The 26,212-nt window shown below is 72.9% G+C and carries 22 protein-coding genes; 16 read left to right on the top strand and 6 right to left on the bottom strand.

Annotated features, from left to right (window positions below; all coding sequences use genetic code 11):
* Positions 1-13 precede the first annotated feature (13 nt).
* The 4 genes from AB0H83_RS35250 to AB0H83_RS35235 are packed head-to-tail and all read right to left on the bottom strand — an operon-like array spanning position 14 to position 3,697.
* Positions 14-424 carry a DUF6262 family protein gene (locus AB0H83_RS35250; protein WP_360102735.1) on the bottom strand — a complete coding sequence of 137 codons (411 nt, stop codon included), beginning with the start codon at positions 422-424 and terminating at the stop codon, positions 14-16.
* Positions 421-2,625, bottom strand: coding sequence for a tyrosine-type recombinase/integrase (locus AB0H83_RS35245; RefSeq protein ID WP_360102733.1), 2,205 nt, complete (start codon positions 2,623-2,625; stop codon positions 421-423). The genes AB0H83_RS35250 and AB0H83_RS35245 overlap by 4 nt, the downstream gene beginning before the upstream one ends.
* Positions 2,622-3,401 (bottom strand): tyrosine-type recombinase/integrase, encoded by a 780-nt coding sequence (locus AB0H83_RS35240; protein ID WP_360102731.1) that lies wholly within the window; start codon positions 3,399-3,401, stop codon positions 2,622-2,624. Before AB0H83_RS35240 ends, AB0H83_RS35245 begins: the two co-directional genes overlap by 4 nt.
* Positions 3,326-3,697 carry a site-specific integrase gene (locus AB0H83_RS35235; protein ID WP_360102729.1) on the bottom strand — a complete coding sequence of 124 codons (372 nt, stop codon included), beginning with the start codon at positions 3,695-3,697 and terminating at the stop codon, positions 3,326-3,328. The genes AB0H83_RS35240 and AB0H83_RS35235 overlap by 76 nt, the downstream gene beginning before the upstream one ends.
* A gap of 129 nt (positions 3,698-3,826) precedes the next feature.
* Between AB0H83_RS35235 and AB0H83_RS35230 the strand changes: the two genes are divergently transcribed.
* The gene (locus AB0H83_RS35230; protein WP_360102728.1) at positions 3,827-4,339 is read left to right on the top strand and encodes a DUF2199 domain-containing protein; all 513 of its coding nucleotides are present in this window, start codon (positions 3,827-3,829) and stop codon (positions 4,337-4,339) included.
* A 430-nt stretch (positions 4,340-4,769) separates the two neighbouring features.
* Here the strand turns inward: AB0H83_RS35230 and AB0H83_RS35225 are convergent, their stop codons facing one another.
* Positions 4,770-5,837: a DNA methyltransferase gene (locus AB0H83_RS35225; protein WP_360102727.1), complete on the bottom strand. Its 1,068-nt coding sequence runs from the start codon at positions 5,835-5,837 to the stop codon at positions 4,770-4,772.
* Positions 5,830-6,933 (bottom strand): hypothetical protein, encoded by a 1,104-nt coding sequence (locus AB0H83_RS35220; RefSeq protein ID WP_360102725.1) that lies wholly within the window; start codon positions 6,931-6,933, stop codon positions 5,830-5,832. Before AB0H83_RS35220 ends, AB0H83_RS35225 begins: the two co-directional genes overlap by 8 nt.
* A gap of 1,046 nt (positions 6,934-7,979) precedes the next feature.
* Here AB0H83_RS35220 and AB0H83_RS35215 point away from each other — a divergent pair.
* The 15 genes from AB0H83_RS35215 (at position 7,980) to AB0H83_RS35145 (ending at position 26,027) form a co-directional block, all read left to right on the top strand.
* A complete protein-coding gene (locus tag AB0H83_RS35215; RefSeq protein WP_360102723.1) occupies positions 7,980-9,083 on the top strand; it encodes a hypothetical protein in 1,104 nt (367 codons plus the stop codon).
* A gap of 896 nt (positions 9,084-9,979) precedes the next feature.
* The gene (locus AB0H83_RS35210) at positions 9,980-10,306 is read left to right on the top strand and encodes a hypothetical protein (protein WP_360102771.1); all 327 of its coding nucleotides are present in this window, start codon (positions 9,980-9,982) and stop codon (positions 10,304-10,306) included.
* Positions 10,307-10,313: 7 nt separating this feature from the next.
* Positions 10,314-11,240 carry a hypothetical protein gene (locus AB0H83_RS35205; RefSeq protein ID WP_360102721.1) on the top strand — a complete coding sequence of 309 codons (927 nt, stop codon included), beginning with the start codon at positions 10,314-10,316 and terminating at the stop codon, positions 11,238-11,240.
* Entirely contained in the window at positions 11,237-12,223 is a 987-nt protein-coding gene (locus AB0H83_RS35200; protein ID WP_360102719.1) for a PrgI family protein, read from the top strand. Before AB0H83_RS35205 ends, AB0H83_RS35200 begins: the two co-directional genes overlap by 4 nt.
* A gap of 113 nt (positions 12,224-12,336) precedes the next feature.
* Positions 12,337-14,052 (top strand): ATP-binding protein, encoded by a 1,716-nt coding sequence (locus AB0H83_RS35195; protein ID WP_360102769.1) that lies wholly within the window; start codon positions 12,337-12,339, stop codon positions 14,050-14,052.
* A gap of 185 nt (positions 14,053-14,237) precedes the next feature.
* Positions 14,238-16,718 carry a DUF87 domain-containing protein gene (locus AB0H83_RS35190; RefSeq protein ID WP_360102767.1) on the top strand — a complete coding sequence of 827 codons (2,481 nt, stop codon included), beginning with the start codon at positions 14,238-14,240 and terminating at the stop codon, positions 16,716-16,718.
* A complete protein-coding gene (locus tag AB0H83_RS35185) occupies positions 16,690-16,884 on the top strand; it encodes a hypothetical protein (RefSeq protein WP_360102717.1) in 195 nt (64 codons plus the stop codon). The genes AB0H83_RS35190 and AB0H83_RS35185 overlap by 29 nt, the downstream gene beginning before the upstream one ends.
* A gap of 260 nt (positions 16,885-17,144) precedes the next feature.
* The gene (locus AB0H83_RS35180; RefSeq protein ID WP_360102715.1) at positions 17,145-18,002 is read left to right on the top strand and encodes a replication-relaxation family protein; all 858 of its coding nucleotides are present in this window, start codon (positions 17,145-17,147) and stop codon (positions 18,000-18,002) included.
* A 586-nt stretch (positions 18,003-18,588) separates the two neighbouring features.
* Complete coding sequence (locus AB0H83_RS35175; RefSeq protein WP_360102713.1) at positions 18,589-19,356, top strand: hypothetical protein; 768 nt, start codon at positions 18,589-18,591, stop codon at positions 19,354-19,356.
* A gap of 154 nt (positions 19,357-19,510) precedes the next feature.
* Positions 19,511-19,888: a hypothetical protein gene (locus AB0H83_RS35170; protein ID WP_360102711.1), complete on the top strand. Its 378-nt coding sequence runs from the start codon at positions 19,511-19,513 to the stop codon at positions 19,886-19,888.
* A gap of 527 nt (positions 19,889-20,415) precedes the next feature.
* Positions 20,416-20,778 (top strand): histone-like nucleoid-structuring protein Lsr2, encoded by a 363-nt coding sequence (locus AB0H83_RS35165; protein ID WP_360102709.1) that lies wholly within the window; start codon positions 20,416-20,418, stop codon positions 20,776-20,778.
* A gap of 343 nt (positions 20,779-21,121) precedes the next feature.
* Complete coding sequence (locus AB0H83_RS35160) at positions 21,122-22,345, top strand: hypothetical protein (RefSeq protein ID WP_360102707.1); 1,224 nt, start codon at positions 21,122-21,124, stop codon at positions 22,343-22,345.
* 93 nt (positions 22,346-22,438) lie between these two features.
* Complete coding sequence (locus tag AB0H83_RS35155) at positions 22,439-23,098, top strand: GGDEF domain-containing protein (RefSeq protein WP_360102705.1); 660 nt, start codon at positions 22,439-22,441, stop codon at positions 23,096-23,098.
* A gap of 116 nt (positions 23,099-23,214) precedes the next feature.
* The gene (locus AB0H83_RS35150) at positions 23,215-23,679 is read left to right on the top strand and encodes a DUF3085 domain-containing protein (protein WP_360102703.1); all 465 of its coding nucleotides are present in this window, start codon (positions 23,215-23,217) and stop codon (positions 23,677-23,679) included.
* Positions 23,680-24,332: 653 nt separating this feature from the next.
* Positions 24,333-26,027, top strand: a complete 1,695-nt coding sequence (locus tag AB0H83_RS35145; protein ID WP_360102701.1) for a DUF4314 domain-containing protein — start codon at positions 24,333-24,335, stop codon at positions 26,025-26,027.
* The last annotated feature ends 185 nt before the right edge of the window (positions 26,028-26,212 follow it).

The following is a 26,212-nucleotide window of genomic DNA, read 5'->3' as shown; positions in this document are numbered from 1 at the left end:
GGGTGGGCACCGGCTACCTCCCGTCGTCCGGGGGTCGGGGGTGCGTCGCGGCGAGTTCGCGGAGACGGCCGAGAAGTTGGGCGTTCTGCTCGCGGAGCCGGGCGTTGTCGGCTCGTAGTTCGGTGTTGGCGGTGACGAGCTGGCGGATCCGGGCGTGTTGGGACGCGTGACCGGCTCGCTGGTGTGCGGGGATGTGTTGTCCGGTGGCGGTCTGGCGGTTGCGCAGTCTCTGGATTTCGGCGACGAGGTCGGCTTGGCGGTAGAGGAAGGCGCGGGAGACGCCGGATTCGCGGACGACGGCGGCGACGGTGACCGGTTTGCCGGCGTTGTCCAGGCGGCGCAGCGCTGCGCGGGCTTGGTCGAGGAGACGTGCGTGGCGTTGCCGCTCGGCTTCGCGGAGGTGGTGGGTGTTGTCGACGTTCACGACGGGTGCTCCAACTGTTCGATCTTGGCGATGATGCAGGCGAGGTTGGTTTCGACGCGCTGGTTGATCTCGACGATGCGGAGGCTGCCGCGGGTGCGGCCGTCGGCGATGAGGTCTCGGGTGCGGGCCAGTTGCTCGCGGTGCTGGTCGAGGAACTGGCCGTCGGTGAGGAAGTCCGGGCAGGTGAGGCAGGCGTTGGGGTGTGGGCAGGCGTGTTGCAGGGGCCGGCCGCAGTAGCCGTTGGGCAGGGTCTGCTTGGCGCGGGCGAGGCGTTCCTTGAGCCAGGCCGCCTCGTCGCCGGGTTGGTGGACGACGACGTGGCCGTGGATGTTGACCCGTTTGCCGCACCAGCGGTCGAACTCTTCGCGGAGGGTCTGGTCGGTCAGCCGGGCGTAGACGGCGGTCATCTGCGGGCTTTCATGGCCGTAGAGGCGTTGCACGACGTGCTGGGCGACCCCGTCGTTGATCATCCGGGTGCCGAGGGTGTGGCGGAACTGGTGCGGGGTGACGTGGACGGGTTGGCCGGATCCGTCGATGACGCGGCATTGGTTGACCCAGGCGTTGATCCGGTTGCGGACGGTGGCGTAGGCGAAGTGCCGGTGTCCGGCGGCGTTGCCGGACAGGCCGGGGAACAGCCACCGACAGCCGTCCGGCCACCGGCTGCGGACGTGGTGCTGCTGGCCGCGGATGACGGCCTCGGCGGTGGTGTCGAGTGGGATGCGGTGGTCGCGGCGCAGTTTGTGCATGTGGAAGTCGAGGTAGGCCGCGTTGGCTGGGTCGTAGCTGATCGGGTCGAACGGCAGCCGGACGAGGTCGCCGACCCGCACGCCGGTGCGCATCAGCAGGACGACCACGGCGCGGGTGCCGTCGTCGGGCAGCAGGGCGAGGTTGGCCGGGGATTCCAGTTGCCGCATGACGTCCTCGCTCAGCGCGCGGGGTTTGGCGTCGGGGACCCGGTTGAAGTCGTCGAGGTAGAACACGGCGGTGGCGGGGATCGGCGCCCAGTCGAAGCGGCGGCAGTCCTGGATGAGCACCTTGACCGCGCTGATGCGCCGGTTGCGGGTGCGCGGGTGCGGCATGTCCGTGGCGATCCAGGACAGGAACCCTTCCAGCGCGGCGCGGGTCAGCTGGGCGGCGCCGCTGCCGGCGGTGCCGGTCTGGGTGAGGTAGGTGCTGAACTGCCGCACGGCCAGGACGTGGTGGCGGACGGTGCCGACGCTGGTGTTGCGGCTGAGGTTGTGCCGCACCCACCGTTTCGCGGCGGCCCGCAGCCACGGTTGGCGGATCAGGTCGAAGCGCAGCTCCCGCCCGGTCTGCGGGCCGTGCACGCCGAGGCGGCGCAGGTCCCACCGGTCCTTGGCCCATTCGTCGACCCCGTCGTCGGCGACCGCGCGCAGTTCGTCGTAGATGCGCCGCAGCAGTGACTGGGACCGGCCGGCCGGAAGGTGCGACACCCACCCAGTGAACGGACGCTCCAGCAGCGACGTGCGGGAGCCGGAAACGGCCCGCAGCGCGGCGGTGACCCGGTTGAACACCGACGGCGCGTAAGAGCCCTCGGCCAGGTCGGTGATGCGCTGCAGCCCGTACTGCAGTTCGGCGGTCATCAGCGTCGGCAGCCCGTGCAGCAGGTAGGCGCCTTTCGCCCCGTAGAACGCGGCGGTGCCGACGTAGCGCACCACCGGGGGTTCCCCGGCGCGGCGCCAGTCCCGGCGGTGCTGGGTGCACAGCCCGGCACCGGTCGCCGCCGCGGCCGGATACTCGCAGTGCGGCACCCGGCAGGACGCGATGGTGGGCACCGGCGGCGCGCTGGTGGTGAAGCCGGCGGGACGGCCCCGCCAGTGCCACTTCTGGTAGTGCGGGGCGCACCAGCCTCGGGTTGCGGCCAGGTTGGTGCAGCCGACCGCAGCGCAGCGTGCTGGCGGGGCGGCGCGGCGCACGGCACGCGGCTGGGCAACGGCCAGGAACGCCGTGGCGTCCAGGCCGCTGGCCGCGTGGGCGTCGCGGTGCGGCTGGCACCAGCCGTGTCGGCCGCCTCGCTCACCTTCGCAGCTGGGCACCCTGCAGGCCGGGCCGGGCCGGCCCAGCACCGGGTTGTCCGCCGCTGGTCGGTAGACCGTGACGCGGAACTCGGCCCGTACTGCGGCATCCAGGCGTTCGGCATACGATGCCGGCGCCGGCGCTGCGACGACGGTCAGGGTCATTGGATCACCGCCGGGCGGTCGGCCCAGAACGCGTCGATGTCCGCGCGGACGTCCTCGGCGGTGAGATGGTCGTAGAACGCCTCGGTGGTCTGCGCGGACGCGTGGGTGAGCCGCTTGGCGGCGACCTCCAGCCGCACCCCGCCGCGCAGCAGGTCGGTTGCGTGGGTGTGGCGCAGCTGGTGGGGGTGGAAGCCGATCCCGGTCGCGGTTCGCAGCCGTTGCACCAGCCCCCGCGCGGCCGGATAGGTCAGCGGCCGTCCCCGCGGCGGCGACCACAGGTTGACGAAGACGTAGTCGCTGTCCAGGTCGCCGTACTCGAGGTCCATGTAGTCGCTGAACAGCCGGCATAGCGGCGCGCTGAGGTGGATCTCGTGTTCGCGGCGGGTCTTGGCGCGGGCGCCGTTGGCGTTGTCCGCGCGCGGCACGATTATCGCCACCCGCTCCCAGGTGCGCATGTCCTCGTGCCGCAGCCCCAACGCCTGCCCGATCCGCATCCCGGTCTCGTAGAGCAACGCGATCAGAAACCGGTCCCGCAGGTGCACGCACGCGTCCAGGAGCTGCTGGACCTGCTCGGCGGTCAGCGTCTTCGGCAGCCGCCGGTCCGTGCGCAGCCGCAACGCCGAGGTCGCCACCGGCCGGCCCTTGGACAGGTGGTGCAGCATCGGCTTGTAGTCGCGGCGGGCGATGCGCCGCCACACCGTCAACTGCTCGGCCACGGCCGTTTCGGTGCCGCAGCGGGCGTGGTAGTCGTAGAACGACGACACCGCGGCCAGCATCCGGTTACCGTGCGCGGTGCCCGCCGCGACTGCTCCACATCGAGCACCACCACGTTGGACGCGGGACGGCGCAGCCAGAAGATGTACCCGGACAGCAGGTCCAGGCTGGCCCGCCGCCAGTCGACGCCCCGCTCGGCCAGGAACCGGAAGTACACCGCCAGGTCATGGGCGTAGGTACGCACCGTCAGCGGCGACCGCTCCACCGCCGCCAGGTACGACAGGAACGCCTCTACCGCCGGAACCGGCAGCAGGTCGTCCCCGACCACCGTCCACGACACCGCACCCGATCCGGGCATCACAATTTGTTGAGCAAACATCAGCCGAACGTAGGCGCTCATGGAGAGGTCGACAGTCGATTGCGCCCGTGGGTCCCTCGCCCGCGTCGCCGGGAACACCCGTCCCGACCTGGGCGGTACTGTCGCGTCGTGACCGACGAGATCAGCTACATGTGCGGACGATGCGGGCGTCGCCACGAGGGCCTGCCGTTCTCCTACGGCAGCGACGCTCCTGCCTACTGGCGCGACGAGCTTGCCACCGAGGAGACCAGCCAGCTCACCGACGAGCAGTGCGTCATCCAGCGGGAGCACTTCTTCGTCCGCGCCCGGATCGTCATCCCGGTCATCGACGCGGACGAGGAGTTCGACTGGGGCGTCTGGGTGACGGTGAGCCAGCCCAACTTCAACCGTATGAACGAGGTGTGGACCACCACGGGACGCGAGCACGAACCGTCGTACTTCGGCTGGCTGTCCACCGAGATTCCGATCTACCAACCGACGACGCTGAATCTCAAGACCCGCGTACACACGCAGCCAGTCGGCGAGCGCCCGCTCGTCGAGCTCGAGCCGACCGACCATCCGCTCGCCGTTGAGCAACGCACCGGGATCACGCTGGCCCGAGTCCAACAGATCGCCGAGGAACTCCTGCACCCTCTGACATAGCGATCCGTCGACCTGAGCACCGGAACGCTGGAGACACCCCCGTCTCCCACGTGCACTGCGGCCGGATTCGCCCCCACCGGAGACACCAGAGACGCCCCGCCGTCGCGTGCGGAGAACGGATGTGCACTGCCGGCGGGCCATCCCGCGTTCGCCGTTCGGGCCGAGCGTGAACAGCGGCATCGAGGCGAAGCGGTGGGCCGGGTCCAGGGCGTCGGCGCGGATGTGCCCGGCCGATACCCGCACGAGCGGGATCCCGGCGGTGGCAGCGATCCGCTGCAGCCGGTCCAGATGCACGTAGACCGCAGCGGGTTCCCAGCCGGTGTCGGCGAGATTGCCGCGTCGAACCGGGGGATCTCACCGCGGGCGGCCAGCAGCAGGCAGGCCGAGCTCTGTACGCCGGCACCCAGCGATAGATACCTGTGGGTGGGCGTCACGGGCGCCCTCCGGAACGGTCCGGTGCGGACGGTTCGCCGGGAACGGCGGGGTCAGCGAGCTCGGTGCGGTCGCCGGGGTCGGTGGGCTTGGTGAAGATGAGCACGTCCTCGTGCGCGATGAGGTGCATCGGCGTGCCCGCTGCCCGCGCTTTGCGCACCGACTGCAGCTGGAAGAAGCTGGGCCGGGCCACGAACTTGCCGTGCCGGACCGCGGCGAGCAGCGCCACGCACCGCTCGGTCGGGATCAGCCCGGCGCGCACACCGGCGCCGATCACCGCCGAGGGCAGGTCGACGAGCTCGCCGCGTTTGCGCCACGGCCGGGCGGTGACCACGACGGTCCCGCCGGGTCGCAGCAGGGCGGCGCAGCCGCGCAGGATGTCGGCGAACCCGTCGGCGAGGCCGGTCAGGTCGCGGTAGGCGAGGTTGCCCTTGTCGGTGCCGTCGTTGTACCGGTTGTTGGAGATGTCGAGGTCGTCGCCGACGGCGACGTGCCCGTGCACGGTCGGCCCGTACGGCGGCGAGGTCACCACGAGGGCGACCTGCCCGGTGAGGGCGGCCGGGACGAGGGACAGGATGCTGGTGGCGTCACCGCGGATCACCCCGCCCCGACCTGGTGCGCCCTGGGTGCGGGCGTGGCGCAGGTTGGCGTCGGCGATGTCGGACCAGCGCGACTCGTACTCCACGCCGAGGGCGTCCCGGCCGGCGTGCACGGCCTCCACCAGGGTGGTGCCGATCCCGCACATCGGGTCCAGGACCAGGTCGCCGGGGTCGGTGTAGGCGGCGATGGCGTGCGCGGCGATCGCCGGCAGCATCCGGGCCGGGTGCTGGACCGAGTCCGGCACGTACCGGCCGCGGCGCTGGACCGGCCCGGTCCGCTGGGCGGTCGCCCACACCGACAACCCCTCCGGCATGACGGTGGAGCTGTCGCCGGTGGCGCGGTGCCGGGCGTCGTCGGTGCGGTGCCGGCCGGTGTGCCCGCCGGCGCCGGGTTCGGCGGTGTCCGGGTGGTCGGTGCGGTCCGGTTCGTCCGGGCCGGTGGCGAGGGCGGTGCGGGAGCTACCCATGCTGCGCACCTCCGTCCCGGCCGGTCCGGCGGGCGCGCGGTGTGCCCTTGTGCGCGGTGGTGGTGGTGAAGACGAGCAGGTCGGCGTGGACCCGCAGGTGCGCGACGGTCCACTGCTGACCGGCGTCGGTCGCGCGGGCGTGGGACAGGGCGAGCAGCTCCTCGTCGTCGACGTGGTAGACGAACGCGTCGCCGTGCTCGCCGCTGATGTCGGCGGCGACGGCGACGATGTGCTGCAGGTAGCCCAGCCCGGTGCGGGCGGCCGCGGTGACGATCGGGGAGAAGTCCTCCGGTGTCACCGGCTGTCCGGAGCCGGGGTGTCCGGAGCTGGGGTGTCCGGTTGGGGCGGCCACGACGAGGACGAGGCAGCCGCCCGGGCGCAGCAGTTCCCGGCAGGCGGTCAGGAGCCAGGCCAGCCGGATCCGGCCCGCGGCCGGGTCCGGGTCCAGGGGCCAGCTGGCGACGACGAGGCTGGTCAGCCCGGTCAGCGACGCGCCGTCGGGTACCGGGGTGACCGGCGGGTGCTGCGGCGGCAGGTCGGCGTCGGTGAGGTCGTCGCCGAACCAGTCGGCCGGTGACACCGCCGGAGCGGCCTGGTCGTGGTCTGCGCCGCTGTCAGCGTCGCCGTCGGGGTCGGTGCGGGTGACGCGGGTGGGGCGGGCACCGTGGTGCGGCATCGGCAGATCGGTGTCGGCCTCGTCGTCGGCCAGGTCGGTGCCGTCGGTGCCGGTGCCGGTGGCGGTGGCGGGTCCGACGGTGAGGGATGCGACGTCGGTGAACCAGGCCGGGTGGTGCCGACGGGTGCCGGTGCGGCAGGCGGTGGTGAGGGCGTGGTCGTCGGTGAGGTCGACGATCGACTCGCCGGGGCGGCTGTAGGCGGCGACGAGCCGCCGGGCCAGCCGGGCGGGCATCGACGCGCCGTGGTCGCCGGGGCGGCGGGCGGTGCGCCAGACGGTGATCGGCACGGGCGGGTCGCCCGCGACGAGGTCGACCAGCGACCGGTCCTCGCCGACGGATTCGCCGGCGAACTCGCCGGCCGGGTCGCGGTCGGGGTCGGAGTTGGGATTGGTGGGGTGGTGCGGCGGGTGCTTGCTCATGTGGCTGTCGGCTCCGCGCCGCGCCGTGAAGCGCTGACACCCTCCTATCCGGGTTTGTGAGCCGTGGCGAACACCCCCCACCGCTCACAGCCGCTCACAACCCCGCGCCGTCACGCACGGTCGCACTGGACGCGCTCACAGCAGCTGTCTGTGACCGATCGGAAGGTGGTGTCCGCTGACAGCGGCCTCTGCTGCCAAGATCCCACCGCTCACAGCCGCTCACAGCCGGAGGCGACGGCTGTAACGGAGCGGTACCCACTCACAGCCGTCATGCCTGTCAAGACCCTTGTCGCCCACAGCCGCTCACAGTCGCCTGGATGTGCCCCTGTGCCAGCCCGTCGCAAATTCGGTCCCAGGAGGGGTTCGTGGGATCGCCCCGCCGCTCACCACTCGGTGTCACCGTCCGCCGGTCCCGTCGGGCGGCTCAACTGATGTGGGCCGGCAGGGTCCTCATCGCGGTTCGACGCGGCTGCGACCGGCCAGACATCCACGGCGATGGTAGACGGGGCGCGGCCTGTCGGCGTACCTCCATCACCGACCTACGGCGGCAGCGCACGGCACGCTGATGTCATCGACAACAGTCGTTGACGCGATGTCATGTCAGTCGACAGATTTCGCCGCCATGGCTGGTCAATTCAATAGGTGATCTTCGCTGTCATGGTGGCGGCGTCCGTAGTGTCGCACGGCGGACGCCGGGCTTGTCGCCTGTCGTGTGAGCGGGCTGTGGGTGGGTCGAGGATGTCATGACTGCCGCCGCGCCGGCGCCCCGGCCATGTCACTGGCGCCGTGTGTCACCGTGTCACAACCGCGTGTTCGCGACGTCCTGTCATGTCAATGCGCAGGTCGGCGGCTGTGACATCTGCTCATGTCAACGACAGTGGTCGATGTCAAAGATCGTGTGACACGGCCGGCGCCACGCGATGTCACACCCTCGGCGCGGCGTCGTGACCAGCACTGTCAGTGCGGTGTGAGTGGCGTCTGGCCCAATAACGCCAGCGACACCGCCGGTGTCAATGCAGATCCTCACTGTCATAGGAGCTCGTGACATGCCTGTGTCCACCACCACCCCGACCCGCACCGCCCGTGACAACGCCCGTGACAACGCCCGTGACGCGACCTGTGACACGGCGGGCGAACCTGCCGGTGACACGACCGCTGCCCACGCCGGTGCCACCGTCACGGCGCCGTCCAGCACTGTCGCCGCCGACCGCCAGGTCGATCACGTCACCGGCCACGATGACCCGGACGGTGCGGCCACCGGCCGCGACGAGGCCACCGCCGGGCAGGACGGCTGGCCGCCCTCGCCGTTCGCGTGCGTGGACGCCGCGTTCGCCGCGCTGACCTGCGAACCGGACCCGCTGCGCATCGACCTGTCCCATCTCGAGGTGTCCCTCGGCCTGCCCACCACGCCGGTCAACGTGGCGGACCTGCGCACCTGGCTGGCCCGGCACCCGCGCGACTGGGCCGCGCTGGACGCGGTGTGGCGGGAGCTGATCACCCGCGCCCGTCTGGACGGCCCCGCCTGGGTCGTCACCGCGACCGCTCTGGCCCTGCCGGCGCTGGTGCGCCACGCTGCGGCGCTGGTCGCCAGCGGCTGGCGCGGCGACCCCGACGACGTGGACGCCGAGGTCCTCGCCGGCTTCCTGGCCGCGCTGCGTGACCACGTCGACGTCACCAGGCCCGCCCCGTACGCGGGTCTGTGCCGGGCTGCGCACCGTGCCGGGCTGGCCCTCGTCGCGCAGCAGGGCGACGTACTCCTCGTCGAGGATCTCGACGCCTTCACGGCCGGGCCCCGCACCCCGCAACGGCCGTGGGGCCATCCCGACCTGCTCGTGCGTCGCGCGGTCGAGCTCGGGCTGCTCGACGAGGTCGACGAGCAGCCCTACATCGACACCCGCCTCGGCCGGCGGGCGATCGAGCCGATCGCCGTGCGGCTCGGCGTCACCGTGGACACGCTGCGGATGCGGCTGCGCCGCGTCGACGCGCGCCTGGCCCGTGCCCTCGCCGACGGCGTCCTCACCGGCACCGTCTCCCAGCAGGCCCGCCAGGCCCTCGCGCTGCACGCCGAACAGCGGCAGCTGTCCCGCGCCGCCCGAACCACCAACCGTGCCGCGACCGGCGCCGCACCCGCGCGGCTCGCCGCCGCCTGAACCCCTCCAGCCGCCCGCGGCCCGCGCGCACGCGGGTGGGCCGGCAACCCGCTGCAGTCTCGTCGTCCGGGCCGTGCCGCCGACCGCACCAGGTCGGCGGCACGGCCCGTTGCCCGTCCCGTCCCTGAGTGCTCGCCGGGCCCCGCCCGACTGCACGCGTCCCGGCCCGGTCAGTGCGGTGAACGGGCGCACCGTCCGCTGGACGTGGTGCGCTCACCGGGATGCCGGCAGGTGAGAGCGGGTCGCACATGCGGGGCAGCGGCGGCTGTGAGCGAGGGTCGCACCCACCAGCTGCGGCAGTGTGAGCGGCTGTGAGCGGCTGTGAGTGGTGGGGGGTGTTCGCCACGGCTCACAAACCCGGATAGGGGGGTGCAGGACTTCCCGGCCCGGCCGCTTGACGGCCGGACCCGCCGGGGGTGCTGCCCGCCGCCGGGCACATCCCGGTTGCGAGTGCCGCGCCGGCCACGCGCCCGGGTGCCGCGCCTACGTGATGCGCTGACACCTCATCCCACAGCCGACCCGTAAGGGAGGACGAGCTCCTCCCGGGCGCTCAACGGCTGGCCGATCGCACTCGCCACCTCGGGATCCCGCCCGGCGGCGGCCCACGTTGTCTGCTGCGTCGAGCATTTGCCCCGCGCCGCGCCCGGCACCCGCGCCCCTTGGCGCCGGGTTCCGTTTGCGGCGCGGGGCGGGAGGTGAACCCAACCATGTCCCGCATCCTTCGGGCACGCCTGCGTGCCCGACACCCGCACACCATCATCAACCACCCGGCCGAGTCCGCCGGCCCGGCCGCTGACCTGGCCGCCGATCCGGCCGCCGGTCTCGGATCCTGCACCGCGGCGGCCAGCACGCAGGGCCTTGCCCGCCGCCGCGGCTGGCGGGTCGCCGCCCGAACGTTGACCGTCTCGGCGGTCGCCGCCGTACTGCTGGCGGTGCCGTCGGCCGCGTCCGCCGATCCCGCCGGTCCCGGTGCACCGGTCGTCGTGGCGGCGAACGCGCTGCCGGTCGTCATCGCCAACCTGCAGGCCTGGGTCATGGGGATCCTGGCCGCGATCGCGACCTTCTACGGGGTCCTCGGCGGTGTCTACCGGGCCACCGCTGGTGGTGACCCCACGCGGGTCGAGCAGGCCAACGGCTACTTCAAGAACGCCCTGGGCGGCTACGCGCTGGCGGTCCTCGCGCCGGTCCTGCTCGACGTCGTCAAGGGCATCGTCGGGGGCTGAGGCGATCATGGGTTGGCTCCTGGACACCATTCTCGACTGGTTCGCCGAAGCGATCCTGTCCTGCTTCGACGGCCTGATCGGCACGATCACCAACGCGCTGCTGGTCACCCCGGATGTCACGACGTTGCCGCAGGTGCAGGCCCTGACCGGCCGGTCGGTCCTGGTCGTCGACGTCGTGTTCGTGCTGTGCTTCGTCGCCGCCGGCGTGCTCACCATGAGCGCCGGCGGCGACGAGCGATCCCGCTACACCGCCAAAGACCTCGTCCCGCGCTGCGTCGTCGGGTTCGTCGCGGCGCACTTCAGCCAGCTGTGGTGCGCCAAGCTCATCGAGCTGGCCAACGCGCTCACCGCCGCGCTCACCCAGGACGACCTCGCCGGCGACGGGGAGATCCGTCCGGCGGCGGTCACCGCGATCAAGACCCACATCTTCGCCTCCCGGGACAAGGTGTCCGGGCTGCTGTTCTGCGTCTGTGCCGTGATCATCCTGATCCTGCTCGGCTCCACCGCGATGAGCATGATCACCCGGTTCGCGGTCGTCCTCGTGCTCACCGCGGCGGCACCCCTCGCCCTGGCGTGTCACGCGCTGCCGCAGACCGACCCGGTCGCCCGGATGTGGTGGCGCGCCTACGGCGGTGTCCTGGCCGTGCCGGTCGCCCAGGGCTTCACCCTCTACGCCGGGCAGTGGATGCTCACCGACAAGAGCGCCCTGCTGTTCGCGTTCGGGCTGCCTGGCGACGGCGGCGTCACGAACCTCATGGTCATCATGGTCCTGCTCTGGACCACCGTGAAGATCCCCGGTTTGATGCGCCGCCTGCTGACCGTCGGTGGTCAGCGGCCGAGTTTCCTCGGCATGGTCGTGCGTGTCGTGGTGGTGCAGCAGCTGACCCGTGCCGTGCCAGGCCTGGGCCGGATGACCCGGGCGGTCGCCCGATGACCCCCCGCGACGAGGATGCCGTCCGCGCGCGGATGCCGGCCGATGTCGACGCACCCGACAAGGTCGTCTACGGGCTGACGTTCCGGCAGCTGGCCATCCTGGCCGTCGCCGCGGTCGCCGGCTACGCCGCCTGGAACGCCCTGCACACCCTGCTGCCCGTCCCGGTGCTGCTCGCCGCGGCGGTCGTCCTCGGCGGCGTCGTGTTCGGCGTGGCCGTCGGCCGCCGCGACGGGCTGCCCCTCGACGTGTGGTTCCTCGCCGGGCTGCGGTACCGCCGCAGCCCGCGGGCGTTGACCACGACCGGCACCACCGCCCGGACCCCCGACTGGGTGCAGGCACCGCCGGGCACGGTGCTGCTGCCCGCGCCGCTGAACCTGCCCGCCGACGCGATCGGCGACGACGGGCAGATCACCCTCGTCGACCGGGCCGGCGGCACGACAGCGGCGATGGTCGCCGCGACCAGCGTCAACCTCGCCCTGCGCACCGGCGAGGAGCAGGCCGCGCTGATCGACACGTTCGGCCGGTGGCTCAACAGCCTCGCCACCCCGACCCAGATCGTCGTGTCAGCGCAGCCGGTCGACCTCGCGTCCTGCGCCCGGAACCTGGCCCGCGTCGCGGACCGGCTCCCGGACCCGGCCCTGGCCTCGGCGTGCGCCGACCACGCCCGGTTCCTGGCCGACCTCGCCGAACGCCGCGACCCGCTGCGCCGGCAGGTCCTCGTCGTCACCCGCGCCGGTGCGGGGGAGTACGGCGGGCAGCACAGCACCACGGCCCGTCGCCGCGCCGAGGGCACCGTCCGGGCACTGTCCGGGCTCGGTGTCACCGCCCGCGTCCTGGACGGGCCGGCCGCTACCGCCGCCCTCGCCGCGGCGGCCGACCCGTACCGGCCGCCGCGGCCGGGCGGGCTCGCCGCCCCCGACGCGGTGATCACCGGACCCGCGGCCAGCAGCCGGAATCCCAACCCCCGCAAGGAGCAACGATGAAACTGTCCTGGACCGGCCCGACGGCCGCGAGCACGGCGGACGCCTCGGCGCTGCCCCGCACCGCAGGTGTGGCGGCGGCGGTCGCCCCGGCATCGGTCGAGGTCACCCCACGGATGCTGCGCGTCGGTGACGGCTACGCCGCCACCCTCGTCGTCACCGGCTACCCCGCCGAGGTCGGCCCCGCCTGGCTCGAACCCCTCCTCAGCTGGCCAGGCCGCCTGGACCTGGCCCTGCACATCGACCCGCTCCCGGCACCCATCGCCGCGAAGCGGCTGCGCACCCAACGTGCCCGCTTCGAGTCCTCCCGCCGCGCCGACGCGGTGCACGGCAAACTCACCGACCCCGCCGTAGACGCCGCGGCCGACGACGCCGCCGACCTCGCCGAACGCCTCGCCCGCGGCGCGGCGAAACTGTTCCGGGTCGGGCTGTACCTCACCGTCCACGCCCGCACCGAGACCGAACTGCTCGACGCGTGCGCGCAGGTGAAGGCCGCCGCCGCGTCCACGCTGATCGAGGTGCAGCCGGCGACGTGGCGGCACCTGCCGGGCTGGACCAGCACCCTGCCGCTGGGCACCGACAGCCTGCGGATGCTGCGCACAATGGACACCCAGGCCCTCGCCGCCGCGTTCCCCCTCGCGTCGGCGGACCTGCCCGCGCCGCTGCCCGGCGACCCGGCCACCACCGGCGGCGTCCTGTACGGCATCAACCCCGACAGCTCGGGGATCGTGTGGTGGGACCGGTGGGCGCAGGAGAACCACAACTGCGTCGTCCTGGCCAGAAGCGGCGCCGGCAAGAGCTACTTCGTCAAGCTCGACGTGCTGCGCAACCTGTATGACGGCGTGCACGTGTCGATCGTGGACCCCGAGGACGAGTACCCGCGCCTCGCCGACGCCGTCGGCGGCACCGTCGTGCGGCTCGGCCGGCCCGGCGTGAAGATCAACCCCCTCGACCTGCCAGCCGGGGACACCCGACCGGACACGCTCACCCGCCGCGGCCTGTTCCTGCACACCCTCATCGCCGTCCTGCTCGGCCACCAGCCACCACCGCAGGAACGCGCCGCCCTCGACCGGGCGATCCTGGCCACCTACCGGGCCGCCGGGATCACCGCCGACCCCGCCACCCACCACCGCCCCGCCCCGCTGCTGGCCGACCTCGCCGGCACCCTGCGCGCCGACACCGACCCGCACGCCGCCCAGCTCGCCGCCCGCCTCGCACCCTGGGTCGACGGCTCCTTCGCCGACCTGTTCGCCGGGCCCACCACCACCCGCCCCGGCGGGCACCTCGTGGTGTGGTCGCTGCGGCACCTCCCCGACGAGCTGCGCACCGTCGGCACGCTGCTCGCCCTCGACGCGATCTGGCGCAGCGTCGACGCCCCCGGCACCCCGGGCGGCCGTAGTCTCGCCACCCGCCGCCTCGTCGTCGTCGACGAGGCGTGGCTGCTGCTACGCGACGGCGAAGGCGCCCGCTTCCTGCACGTCATGAGCAAGGCCGGTCGGAAGCGAAACGCGGGCCTGACCGTCATCACCCAGGACGTCGCCGACGTCCTCGGCACCGACCTCGGCATGGCCGTCGTCTCCAACGCCGCCACCCAGATCCTGCTCAAACAGGCCCCGCAAGCCATCGACGCCGTCGGCGACGCGTTCGGGCTGACCACCGGCGAACGGCGGATGCTCCTCGCCGCCCGCACCGGCCACGGCCTGCTCATCTCCGGCACCAACCGCACCGCGTTCGAGTCGATCGCGTCACCCAGCGAGCACCTCCTCGCCACCACCAAACCCGCCGACCTGCTCGACCTGCAGGACCCAGACGATGAGGAGGACCTGCTGTGACCACCCCCGACCGGGACGCGATCCCGGCGCCACCGCTGGCACGGCCCATCCCACCGCACCCCGGCATCGCGTTCCTCGCACCGCCGCCACCGGCGCCCAGCCCGTCCAGCCCGTCCAGCCCGTCCAGCCTGTTCGGGCCGGGCGACGGTTCCGGGGCTCCACCCCCCTCGCCGGTCGCGGTGTGGCTGCTCGACGCCGTGCACTGGACGGCCGGGCGGCCGTGGCTGCTCGCCGTGATCGCTGCCGCGCTCCTCGTCGCATGGGTGGCCGGGCGGAACGTGCTCGACGGGTGGCGGCACCGTCACCACGCCACCGGCGCCCGCCTCGTCACCATCGCCCCGCCGCCGAACGTCGAGGAACACAACGCCGCCGCCCTGTGGGCGAACCTGCACGGCGTGCTCACCCCGTCCCGGCGGCACCGGCTGCTCTACGGATGCCCGCACGTGGTGTGGCAGTACACGTGGACCGGCCGGCAACTACTGATCTCCATCTGGGTACCCGGCACCGTCCCACCCGGCGCGGTCGAGGCCGCGATCCGCGCCGCCTGGCCCGCCGCGGCCACCACCACCGACCCCGACGCGCCACCACCGATCCCGCTGCAGGCCACCGCAGCGGTCGGCGGGCACCTGCTGCCCCAGGCCGCGGAATGGCTGCCGTTCAACACCGACTTCGACGCCGACCCGCTGCGGGCGCTCATCGCCGCCGGCGCGCAACTGCGCCCCCGCGAGCACGCCTGCGTGCAGATCCTCACCCGCCCTGCCCCGCCACGGCGGGCGGCGCGGGCGCGGCGGGCCGCCGCCCGGCTGCGCGACGGGCGGACCGCCACGCCGGTGATCAACCCGGCCGCGCCGCTGCTGTGGCTGCTCGAAGCGTTCCTGCCGGGCCGGCAGCCGCGCGCCTCGGGCGGCGGCGGACAGCCGGCGGGCCGCCGCGACCCCGGCGTCGAACGCGACGTCCGCGCCATCCTCGACAAGACCGCACAGCCGCTGTGGACCGCCGGGATCCGCTACGCCCTCGCCACCACCAACAGCAGTGCCCGCCGCGGCGGCGACCCGGCCGGCCGGCTGCGTGGCGTCGCCGACGCGGTCGCCTCGTCCTTCGCCGTCTACGCCGCCCGCAACCGCCTCGCCCACCGCGCCCGCATGCCACAGCCCGTCACGACGATGGCCGGTCGCCGGTTCGGCGGCGGGTTCCTCGTCAACGGCGGTGAACTCGCCGTCCTCGCCGCGCTCCCACGTGACCTCGCCGTGCCGGGCCTGGACCGGGCGCAGGCGAAGCCGATGCCGGCCCCGGTCGCGGTCCCGGCCGGCGGCCGCGGCATCAAGGTCCTCGGCGACGCCGAGGTCGGCGGCCACAGCGTCGGGCTGTCCGTCCCCGACGCCCGCTACCACCTGCACGTCGTGGGCTCCACCGGCTCCGGCAAGACCACGTTGCTGGTCAACCTGGCCGTGGACGAGATCAAAGCCGGCCGCGGCACCGTCGTCATCGACCCGCACGGCGACATGGTCACCGACATCCTCGACCGGCTCCCCGCCAGCGTCGCCGACCGCCTCGTCATCTACGACCCGGACCAACCCAACCCGCCGTGCCTCAACCCCCTGCAAGGCGACGACCCCGACCTCGTCGTGGACAACATCGTGTCCATCTTCGCCAACATCTTCGCCAAGGCCTGGGGCCCGCGCATGGACGACGTCATGCGGGTCGCCTGCCTCACCCTGCTGCGCCACGCCAACGTCACCCTGCAGCACATCCCGCCGCTGCTGAACTCCGCACAGTTCCGCTCGGCGATGACCGTCGACCTGGACGACCCGGCCGGGCTGTCCGGGTTCTGGCAGTGGTACGACGAGCTCAACCCGGCGCTGCGCTCCCAGGTCATCGGCCCGGTCCTGGCCAGGTTGCGGGCGTTCCTGCTCAGGGACTTCGTGAAGAAGACCATGCGGTTCCCCAAGTCCAGCTTCGACATGGGCAAGGTCCTCAACGGCGGGGCGCTGCTCGTGCGGATCCCGAAGGGGCAGCTGGGGGAGGACACCACCCGGCTGCTCGGCTCCCTCGTCCTGGCGCAGGTATGGCAGGCCGCGACCGCCCGGGCGACCGTCACGCCCGAGCAACGGCGTGACGCGACCCTGATCATCGACGAGGCGCAGAACTTCCTGACCCTGGCGAACTCGCTGGACTCGATGCTTGCCGAAGCCCGCAAGTACCGGCTTTCGTTGGTCCTGGCCCACCAGGACCTCGCCCAGTTCCCGAAAGACCTCCTCGCCGCCGCGTCCTCCAACGCCAGAAACAAGATCTACTTCACGGTCGCACCGGAGGACGCCCGGGTTCTGGGCCGGCACACGCTGCCCGAACTCGACGAGCACGACCTGTCCCACCTCGACGCCTACACCGCCGCCGCCCGCCTCGTCGTCAACGGCCGCCAGACCCCGGCCTTCACCATGCGCACCCGACCCCCGAAACCGGTCGTGGGGGAGGCCCTCACCATCCGGCAGACCGCCGCCGGAGCCGTGCCCGAACAGGACACCAGCGCCATCGACACCCTCATCGAGCGGCTGTCCCAACCGAAGCAGCCCCACCGCGACGCCACCAGCCGCGGCACCAATGACAGCGGCGGCGGCACTGGTGGTGGTGACGGCCGGCGTGCCCGTCCGAAGCAGCCCCGGTCCTGAACCCGGCCGGCGCCGGACCGGTGCCGAGGACCGCCGTGCCCGCCACGTCGCTCCCGGCGTCGCCTGGGCGGCGTCCGCTGCCAGCGGCGTCGCCGAGGTGGTCGCCGACCCGGTCGTGGTGCTGGACGTTCCCGCGTCCCGCCGCGACACCACCCGACATGCCTGACCTGCGCTGTCAGTGCAGCACGTGCGCCTGACAGCACCCGCTCAGGCTGCCCGCACCCGCCAGACACCCCTCGCAAACGAGGGATCTCTTCCTGCCCAGGAGTACCAGCACCCATGTCATCCAGCGATCCGAACATCCCACCCTTCGACTCCGCCTTCCGTCCGGCCCCCGTCCGCGCCCGATCCGGCCTGTCCGGCCCCGCCAACCACAGCGTGTCCGGTGCCGCGGTACCGGGCGGTGCGGTATCCGGTGCCCGAGCCGTGCGTACCGACCCGCTCGCGGTGTTCCGTCGCATCGTGCCCCGAGACCACGCCCTGCTGGCGCTGCTCGCCGAGCACTACCTGCTGTCCACACCGCAGATCGCGGCGGCGTTCTTCGACAACCGGCGCACCGCACAACGACGGCTCACCACCCTGCACCGCCTCGACGTGGTGTACCGCTTCGCCTACCCCAACCTCGAGCACACCGCCGTGCCCTACCTCTACACCCTCGGCCCGGTCGGACTCCAGCTGTACCCGGACGCCTACCACGACCCCGACCACCGGCACGCCAAGACCCCGCGCACCTCCCTGGAACGCGCCCGCCGCATCGCCGCCAGCGCGAGCGCCGCGCACCTGCTCGGCGTCAACCAGTTCTTCATCGACCTGCTCACCGCCGCCCGCCACCAGCCCGGCAGCGCGCTGCTGCGCTGGTGGTCCGAGCAGCACGCCACCAACGTCTACGCCCAGTCCAACATCCGCCCCGACGGACACGGCATCTGGACCGCCGAAGGCCGCACCGTCGGGTTCTTCCTCGAGCACGACCGCGACACCGAAGACCTCCCCAGGGTGATCGCGAAACTGCGCGCATATGCCCGCCTCACCGAGTTCGGGCCCCGCTACCCGGTCCTGCTGTGGCTGCCCACGCCGGCGCGGCAGGCCAGCGTGCTGCGCCTGCTCGCCGGGGTCCGCACGCCGATGCCGGTCGCCACCGCCGTGCACGGCCCCGACCCGGCCGGGCGGGTCTGGACCCTCACCACCGACCTGCCCGCCAACCCCGGCCACCGCCGGTACCTGCACGACCTGCCGTCCGACCACGGCCCCCGCTCCGGCACCAACCCCGGCCACTACCACCACTGACCCGCACCCGACGCGCCGCCCCGGCCGCCCACCTACGAACAACTGCCACGAGCAACGGCCACGAGACGGGCGCCGAGCGCTCACAGTGCAGGTCAACGCCGTGCAGCGCCGTCATCGACACGTCGCAGCCATCAGCGACTGCCAGACCACAAGATCACTTGTGAGCGTGGTGTCGTCTCGCAGCGACATCACGCTCGACGCGGCTTGCCCGCAACACACCGCTCACAGCGCAGGTCACACCCGCTTTGCGCCGGACACGGCGGCAGCGGGCACTGTGAGCGGCAGCCGCTACCGTTCACGGCACTCCACAACCCCCATATATCTCTCCACCCGGTTCGGTCCCACCTGAGGGACACCCCGCCGCACCACCCGGTGCCCGCCACCCACCCGCCTTCACCGGCCGGTCGGTGCCCGCACCGCGCGGCGACCCCCAGGTCACACCAAGCCACCAACACCAAGCCACCAGCATCGCGGCGCCGCACCCCAGCGCCACCAACCCCAACACCTCGTCCGAACCGACCCACGAAACCGGTGGGCCGGTCACCGCTGCGCGCCCTCAGGCGCCCACGACTCAAGGAGGACCCTCATGGGCAAGAACCGCACCAAGCCGGTCACCGGCCAGACCGCCAGTTCGAACCAGAGCTCCACCTCTGACGGCACCGCGCCGACCCGCAGCGCCCAGCTGGTCCCGACGATCAACACCATGATCGTCTGCGTGCCGGAGGAGCTGCCCGCTGAGGCACTGATCAGCCGTCAGCTCGACAAGCACTTCGGTGTCTCCGGCACCCTGTCACCCCGCTTCTGGGCCACGCCCGGCATGTGGATGTGGCAGCGCAGCCAACTGGTCGACCCCCGCAAGGGCCGGCCCGTCTACTGCGCTGGAGGCCCCGTCCGGCTGCTCGACCTGGCCGGCATGCGCCACGCCGCCGCTGTCGGTGCGGGTGTCCGCTATCAGGTGTGGTCCCGCGTCGTGCAGGGCACCCGCCCCGCGACGCCGTGGCCGCAGCTGCTGCAGCGGCACCTCGCCGACCCGGCGGAACTGTCCCTCGACGACGCCATCGCCAGGTACAACAACCAGCCCCGCGTCATCGCGATGCGGATGCACAACGCCGTCACCTACGGCGCCGGCCGGCTCAACCTCCGCGAACTGGAGATGTTCCAAGCCGGCCCGACGGCCTACCAGCACTACAGCGCCACCACGACCCTGACCGCTGACACGGTCATCGCCGCCGACGGCAACCGCCTCAGCCCGGCCAGCGACGCGTTCGCCCACCGGGTGACCTACCTCGAGCAGGCCAACCACTACCTCGCCTCCATCGACGAGGACCAGCGACTGCTCGCGATTGCCCTCTGAACCGCACCGGAACGGTCGGGACAGCCCACTCGCCATCCCTGTACTCGGGGGACCTCGCGGTGTGCTGCCCGACCGGCTCCACCCCGCCATCTCGTCCCCGTCTCATCGCCACCGCGCCAGCTGGACCGGCTTGCGCGGACCCCAAGGAGGATCGATGATCGTAAACCTGACGCCGCACCCGCTGCACCTGTACCCGGCCGGCACCCCGGACCGAGTCGAACCCGGGACGGTCACCTGCCTCAAGGTCATTCCGCCCTCCACACAGCATCAGCCGGCCAGACTCACCCAGCGCGTCCTGCATGAGGAAGACCTCGGCGAGGACATCCCGGTCGAACGTGTCGCGTTCGCCCCGGACGGTGACCCCACCAGCGCCCTGCCCGGCCCCGTACCCGGCACCTGGTACGTCGTGTCCCTCGTTGTCGGCCTCGCCGCGGCCGATCGCGACGACCTGCTCGTCCCGCACGAACACGTCCGGGACACCACCGGTGTGATCGTCGGCTCGCGCAAGCTCGCCCGCCCGCACCGCACCTGACCTCCACCGCGCCGCGCCACCACCGGAACCGGTCGGGACAGCCCACTTGCCCACATCCCTGAACCAGGGGGACGTCGCGGTGCGCTGCCCGACCGGCTTCACCACCCGCACATCAACGCTGGTCGCCGCCACGTTGGGCGGTCCACCCCAACGTGCCCCGCTCTCGCAGCCATCCACGTCCCGCTTCCGCGGAAAGGGCCATCACGCACGAACCGACGCCGCGCCGGCGGCACACCCGATCCCAGCCCAGACGGCGGCCGGAACGTGCACCGGCGCACCGCCCGGTACCCCGGGCCGGGGCGCATGCCGAACACCGGCCGGAGCCGGCCGCCCTTTGCCCCTTTCACCAGCCCACCACCTGCCCGGCCGTTCGCAAAGAAGTACGTCGATGACCTATCGACCGTGGTTCCGCGGCTGGGCCTGTCTGTCCGTTCGGCCCAGTTGCCATCCGGCACGTCTGACCGCGTGTCCGCTGCCGGATGGGCGGCGAGGCACTGCGGTCCCTGACCACCGAGGAGTCCAAGCACATGGCGAAACTGACCCGCATCGTCGTTACCGACGACCTCGACGCGAGCACCGACGGCGTCGGCACCTACCGCTTCGCCCTTGAGGGTGTCGACTACGAGATCGACCTGTCTCAGGCCAACCTGGGTCGGCTCCGCTCCGCGCTCGCCCCGTTCATCGCCGCCGGCAGGCGCCTGCCAAGGCAGCGTCCCGTCACGCGTGGCCACGCCGCCGCCGGCATCGCCGCGGGCGACGCGGGCACCGTGCGGAGCTGGTGGGCCGCCAACGCGGGCCGCGAGGACCTGCCCGCCTACCGCGACCGCGGCGCCATCCCGTACAGGGTCCGCTCGGCATTCGCCGCCGACCCGCACGCCGGGCACCGCTGACCCACCCACCGTGTCCCATCCGGCCGGTCCGTAGCTACGGGCCGGCCGGTATCGCCGTCTGCGGTGCACGCGGCGCGGGCTCACCGATCCCGGCGTGGCCCGCAGGAGCCGCGCGTTGCCCTGCTCCGGACAGGACGACGCGCATGCGTATCCGTCACCGGCCCGGGGCGAGCGGCCAGCGTGTGCGGTCACCGTGCCGCAGCGCCACCCGTGCATGCCGAAGTCCGGTCGAAGTCCGGTCGAAGTCCGGTCGATCCGACTTGCTTTCACGTGCCGGTCAAGCGTGCATCAGTGCACGCCTCACCACGAATCCCCTGCCCGCGCAGGGAGAAAGGGGCCTCAGATGCCCGGCAGCACCAACCCCGCACCCGACACCACCGGCCCTGGCTCGGCCGCAGCCGGTGTACTGCCGCTGGACGTCAAGTCGCAGCAGCTCCTCGCCGCGCTTGCCGATCTCGGTCAGCAGACCGCCGGCGATCTCGCCAAGCGCACCGGGACGGCGTACTCCACGGTCACCCCGAAGCTACGCAAGTTCAACACCGCCGGACTCGCCGCATCCGCGAAGGCGGACAACGGCCAGACCGTATGGCAGCTGACGGACACCGGCCGGGCACTCGCGCGGACCCTCACCGCACCGGCCGGCGACCTCGCCACCGAAGGCGGCACGGTCGCACCGACCGGTGCCCTAGCCACGACATCGCCGCGTGACAACGACCCGCATGCCAGCACCGACCGGGCGGTCGTCGTCGAGGCTCTCGACGAGCCGGACACGCCGGCGCAGGAACGGCACCAGCCGATCACCGACGGCGACGCGCTCGACGAGCCCGCCCCGCCCCAGACCGATGCTACCGGCGCCGAGGACGCCGCCGCCGACGAGCCGGGCGACGACATCACCGACCTGGGCACCGGCACCGGCACCAGCATCGGCAGCAGCGACCTGACCGGCGCCGAACGCGACGGTGGCACCACCGCAGAACCGGACGGTACTGCCGATGTGCAGACCCCGGACACCTGTGGCGTAGGGCCGGCCAGCCGATCCTCCACAACGCCCGACACGTCGGGCACCCCCAGCGTCATCGGCAGCGACCCCGCAGACGCATCGGACGCCGACCACACGGACACCGCCCCCACCGCGGTGGATGATGCAGTCGAGGCTGCAGACAACACCAGTACAGCGCACGGCGCCGACGCGGCGCCCGACGCGGTGCCCGGTTCGTCACACGAGTCCGGCTTGAAGCGGCGGGAGCCAGGCGCCCTGGACCGCAGCATTCTGACCATCCTGCGGTCGCACCCCGACCGGGCGTACAAGGTCAGCGAGCTGTGCAAGCTGATCAACAGCGCGCAGGAGGGGACCGGTCTGGCGAAGGCCAGCGCCGGAGCGGTCGTCCTCGCCGCGCAGCGCCTTATCGCCCGCGCGCAAGCCGTCCTGGCGGTCGAGAAGCCCGCCAGCTTCCAACTGCTCGCCGACCCAGCCGCCCCAGCCGCCCCAGCCAGCCCGGCCGGTCCCGCGCAGGCACCTGCACCAGCGGCGACCGCCGCGCCGACGCCGGCCCCCGCGTCCGCCTGACCCGGGTCCGGGAACCGCCCGAGGGCGGGCGCCGGACGTTTCGCCGCGACCGCGCCCGCCCTCGGCACTCCCACTCACGAAGGAGTGTCCCCATTGTCTCCTCTCCTGGAATCCGTGCTCACCGCGGCTGGTGGTGTGCTCGCCGGTGCGGCGGTCATGGCCGTGCCGCTGCTGCGGCTGCGATACCTGCTGCGTGTCGTGGCCTACCAGGCCGGTCACGACGACACCACCGGCCTGCCCAACCGCCGCACCCTGCTCACCGCGCTGCGCCGGGCGACCGTCGAGGGCCTGCCGTTCGGTCTGATCCTGCTCGATCTCGACGGGTTCAAGGCGGTCAACGACACCTACGGCCACGAGGCGGGCAACGACCTGCTCACCGTCGTCGGTCAGCGGCTGACCGACCTGCCCGAACCGGTGCGGATCGTCGCCCGGCTGTCCGGCGACGAGTTCGCGGTCCTCGTCGATGGTGGCCGGGACGAGGTCGGTGTGACCGCGTGGCTGGCGGCGACAGCGGTCGAGTCCGCGCCGGTCGCGCTCGACGGCGGCGGGCAGGTGGCCATCCGCGTCAGCGTCGGCTACACCACCGGCCGGCTCGGCGTCGCGGCCCGCACCCTGCTGCGGGAGGCCGACGAGGCCATGTACCACGCCAAGACCCACGCCGTCGGTGTCAGCCGCTACCACCCCACCAGCGCCGCCACCGTCCCGCCGCTGACCGGGGACAAACCCGTCCGGCGCTGCCGCGACCGTCGCTGACGCACCACCACGCCCACGAGTCCTGTCCACGAGTCCTGTCCACGAGTCCTGTCCGCCCGCCGGCGTCACCGCTTCCCGCGGGACGCCGGCGACTTTCCTTGAAGGAGCCCCAGCCCGTGACCACCCTGTACTTCGACCTGCCAGCCGTCCTGCGGCTGGCCGAACACGCCGCCGCGGCACCCGAGCACAGCCAGTCCTTCACCGAACACGAGGACGGCATTACCTGCCCGGGAGCGCTGGTGTGGGTCGCCGACGCCGGTGTCTACCTGATGTCCGGCGGGGAACCCGGCCTGCGGGTCGACCCGGCCGACCCGCACAGCAGCTACGAGGTCGTCTACGCCGACGGCTGGACCGCCGACGACGCCACCAGCCACGACCGTTACCGCACCGCCATCGGCGGCGACGACTTCGCCGAACACCTCCACCTGCACGACGTCTACAGCCGCAGCCGCGACGGCCGCCAGCTGACCCTGCTGCAGGCCATGCGCGTCGCCGCCGTCCGCGGCTACCGCGCCCTGCTCATCGACGTCCACGACGAGGACACCTACACGATCGGGCTGTCACGCAGCGGCCCGCAATGAACCGCCGGCGCCCGGCCCCCCGCCGCCGCGAGCAGCAGTGGGGCCGGCCCGGGCCGTGGGCGAAGAAGGCCCGCGACCTTGTGCAGCGTCCATGCGCCGACCCGTAGAGCATCGGCGGCGCCTACGCCGAACAGGTCCGCGCCCTTTGTGCCCTGCCCGCCGAAACGACACCCGCCGCCGGCGGCGAGGACAGCTGGCAGGCGCCCGCGCGGGCCTTGCCGGCGGTGGAACGGCAGCGACCCGGCCTCGACGTGGACAACCCGACCCCCTGATGCCGCAGAGCTGATCAGCAGGAGCCGGCGCAACGTAACCCCGCGACCCGATCGGCCCGCGTCAGCCTGCTCGGCTCACCCGATCCGCGGGCAGGTCATCGCCGCCTTGCGCCACGCCTCATACCGGCCACCGCCGCCATCCGTCGGTGGTCCTGCCCCTCCCGGTGCGGCAGCGGCGGCAAGCCCCGCCACCGGCGCCTGCTCACACCACACCGACCGCCACGCCGGCGGCAGCACATCCGAGCCGGTCACATACCGCACCTGCCGCTGGCCGGTGCGGTCCTTCGCCATGCCCACCGACGACGCGGCGGAGCGCCACCAACCACCTCATTCCGTCCTCGGCGGCGACAGCCGCCGACCAACCAACAAGTGGAGTGCCACATGCAGTTCGAAGTAGGACAGCGCGTCGCGCTGGTCCGCACCACCGACCCCCACACCCATCTGCGTCCCGGCGATCACGGCACCGTCCGCCGCGTCGACCCTGCCCAGCACCGCGTCGACGTCACCTGGGACAACGGCTCGACCCTGTCGATGCTCCTGGACGCCGGCGACGACCTCACCGCCCTCACCGCCCTCCCCGCCGCGGACCCGGCCACCGCAACCGGCACCGGCACCGACATGGCCATCGCTGTGCCGGACCTGTTGGACGCCCTGCGCATCGTCGGTGGCACCGACGGCGTGGACGCCGCAGAGTGGTGGACCCAGAACACCCTCGGCGGACGGGCCGGCGGTGACACCACCGTCAGAGCCCGCCGGATCCTCGCCGGCATCGAGGACGGCGACCCCGCGATCCTGGACACCCTGCCCAGCGCCGACGCCGACTGGACCGCCAGCCACCACATCGGTCACCGTGGCACGAACGCCGCCGGGCACGTCGAAGCGGCGGCCGGGCTCACCGGTGAGCAGCGGCAGCAGGCCGAAGCCGCCTACCTCGAGGGGTTCAGCGCCGCGGTCATCGACGCGGTCGCCGCCGCGTGCCGGCGCACGCTGCACCCGACCGGAGACGGCCGCGACCTGTCGGCGCTGCACCCGGACCGGGTGACGTTCGGCAGCGTCGGGGTGTTCTCCGGCGACTGGAACGACACCGGCGCCGACCCCGACAGCGGGTTCCCGCTGACCGCCGGCTACGTCGGCACCCTGATCGACCGGTGGAACGGCTGGGCGGTGTTCGCCTGCACCCGCACGGTGGCGGAGGCGATCGTCACCGACCAGCAGCGAACCCGCGACGCCTACCGCGCCGACCTCGCCGCCGCCGGTGTGCCGCAGGGTGACCTGGACCGGCAGACCGACCAGGTGTACTCGCGGCTGTGGTGGGACGGCGACGTCATCGTCGCGGACTCCACCGTCCTGCACGACGACCCGGAGGCGGTCGAGCGGATCGAACCCCGCCCCGACGGCCGGTACGTGGTGATGGGCCGGTCGTGGTGCTGGGAGGCCGTCGACCCCTACGACTGCGCCCGCATCGTCGGTGAACTGCCCGAACCCGGCCACGAGCGGGAATGGGTCCTGCTCACCCACAGCCCGTACACGATCGTGCCGCCCGACCCGTACACCATCGGCAGCCTCGCCAGCGCTGACAGCGCTGTCGGCGGGTACACCGCCGAGCTGCGCTACGCCGGCGAACCGGTCGCCGCCGCCGTCGGGGTCGCCGCCCCCGGCAGGACCCCGGTCTCGGCGCGGCTGACCGCCACGACCGGCCGGTTCGACCCGGCCGGCTGGGCGGCGTACGTGGCGGCGGCCCGCCGCTGCGGCGAACCGATGACCGAGGCCGCCGTCCTCGACGCACTCGCCGAGGACGCGCTGCTGGCCGCGGCGACCAGCGAGGCAACCGCCGCCAGCGACACGCTGGCCAGGCTGCTCGACAACACCGGCACCGTCCTGGCCCTGCGGCGGCTCACCCCGGCGCCGAGCAGCCCGCAGATGGTCACCGCCGCGTGTGACCGGCTCCGCGCCGCAGGCCCGTCCCCCGTCGGCGGCGTCTGGCAGTTCTGGAACGGCCACGTCTGGCGGCACCTGATGCCTGCCACACCGACGATACCGGCGACACCGAGCGACACCACCACCACGGCGGGCTGAGCACCACCGCACGGCCAGCGGCCCCGAACCAGCCCAGATCCAGTCCGGATCCAGTCCGGCGACCGCGCCGCCACCACCGGCGGCGCGGTCGCCGCCGTGCCCACCCGCCGGTTCATCCGGCGCCCCGGCCAGCACACCGCCAGGCCCCATGAGCCGCCGCGTACACATCCGCAGAAGGAGCACCG

The organism is Dactylosporangium sp. NPDC050688 (genome assembly GCF_040654515.1).
In the GTDB taxonomy this organism is placed as follows: Bacteria; Actinomycetota; Actinomycetes; order Mycobacteriales; family Micromonosporaceae; genus Dactylosporangium.
This window is presented reverse-complemented; position numbering and strand designations above follow the sequence as displayed.

Excerpts from the sequence above, each read along its gene's own strand:
- AB0H83_RS35245 (WP_360102733.1), bottom strand. The coding sequence starts at position 2,625 with ATGACCCTGACCGTCGTCGCAGCGCCGGCGCCGGCATCGTATGCCGAA.
- AB0H83_RS35240 (WP_360102731.1), bottom strand. The coding sequence starts at position 3,401 with ATGCTGGCCGCGGTGTCGTCGTTCTACGACTACCACGCCCGCTGCGGC.
- AB0H83_RS35235 (WP_360102729.1), bottom strand. The coding sequence starts at position 3,697 with ATGCCCGGATCGGGTGCGGTGTCGTGGACGGTGGTCGGGGACGACCTG.
- AB0H83_RS35225 (WP_360102727.1), bottom strand. The coding sequence starts at position 5,837 with ATGGGTAGCTCCCGCACCGCCCTCGCCACCGGCCCGGACGAACCGGAC.
- AB0H83_RS35220 (WP_360102725.1), bottom strand. The coding sequence starts at position 6,933 with ATGAGCAAGCACCCGCCGCACCACCCCACCAATCCCAACTCCGACCCC.
- AB0H83_RS35215 (WP_360102723.1), top strand. The coding sequence starts at position 7,980 with ATGCCTGTGTCCACCACCACCCCGACCCGCACCGCCCGTGACAACGCC.
- AB0H83_RS35205 (WP_360102721.1), top strand. The coding sequence starts at position 10,314 with ATGGGTTGGCTCCTGGACACCATTCTCGACTGGTTCGCCGAAGCGATC.
- AB0H83_RS35200 (WP_360102719.1), top strand. The coding sequence starts at position 11,237 with ATGACCCCCCGCGACGAGGATGCCGTCCGCGCGCGGATGCCGGCCGAT.
- AB0H83_RS35195 (WP_360102769.1), top strand. The coding sequence starts at position 12,337 with ATGCTGCGCGTCGGTGACGGCTACGCCGCCACCCTCGTCGTCACCGGC.
- AB0H83_RS35175 (WP_360102713.1), top strand. The coding sequence starts at position 18,589 with ATGGGCAAGAACCGCACCAAGCCGGTCACCGGCCAGACCGCCAGTTCG.
- AB0H83_RS35170 (WP_360102711.1), top strand. The coding sequence starts at position 19,511 with ATGATCGTAAACCTGACGCCGCACCCGCTGCACCTGTACCCGGCCGGC.
- AB0H83_RS35165 (WP_360102709.1), top strand. The coding sequence starts at position 20,416 with ATGGCGAAACTGACCCGCATCGTCGTTACCGACGACCTCGACGCGAGC.
- AB0H83_RS35160 (WP_360102707.1), top strand. The coding sequence starts at position 21,122 with ATGCCCGGCAGCACCAACCCCGCACCCGACACCACCGGCCCTGGCTCG.
- AB0H83_RS35145 (WP_360102701.1), top strand. The coding sequence starts at position 24,333 with ATGCAGTTCGAAGTAGGACAGCGCGTCGCGCTGGTCCGCACCACCGAC.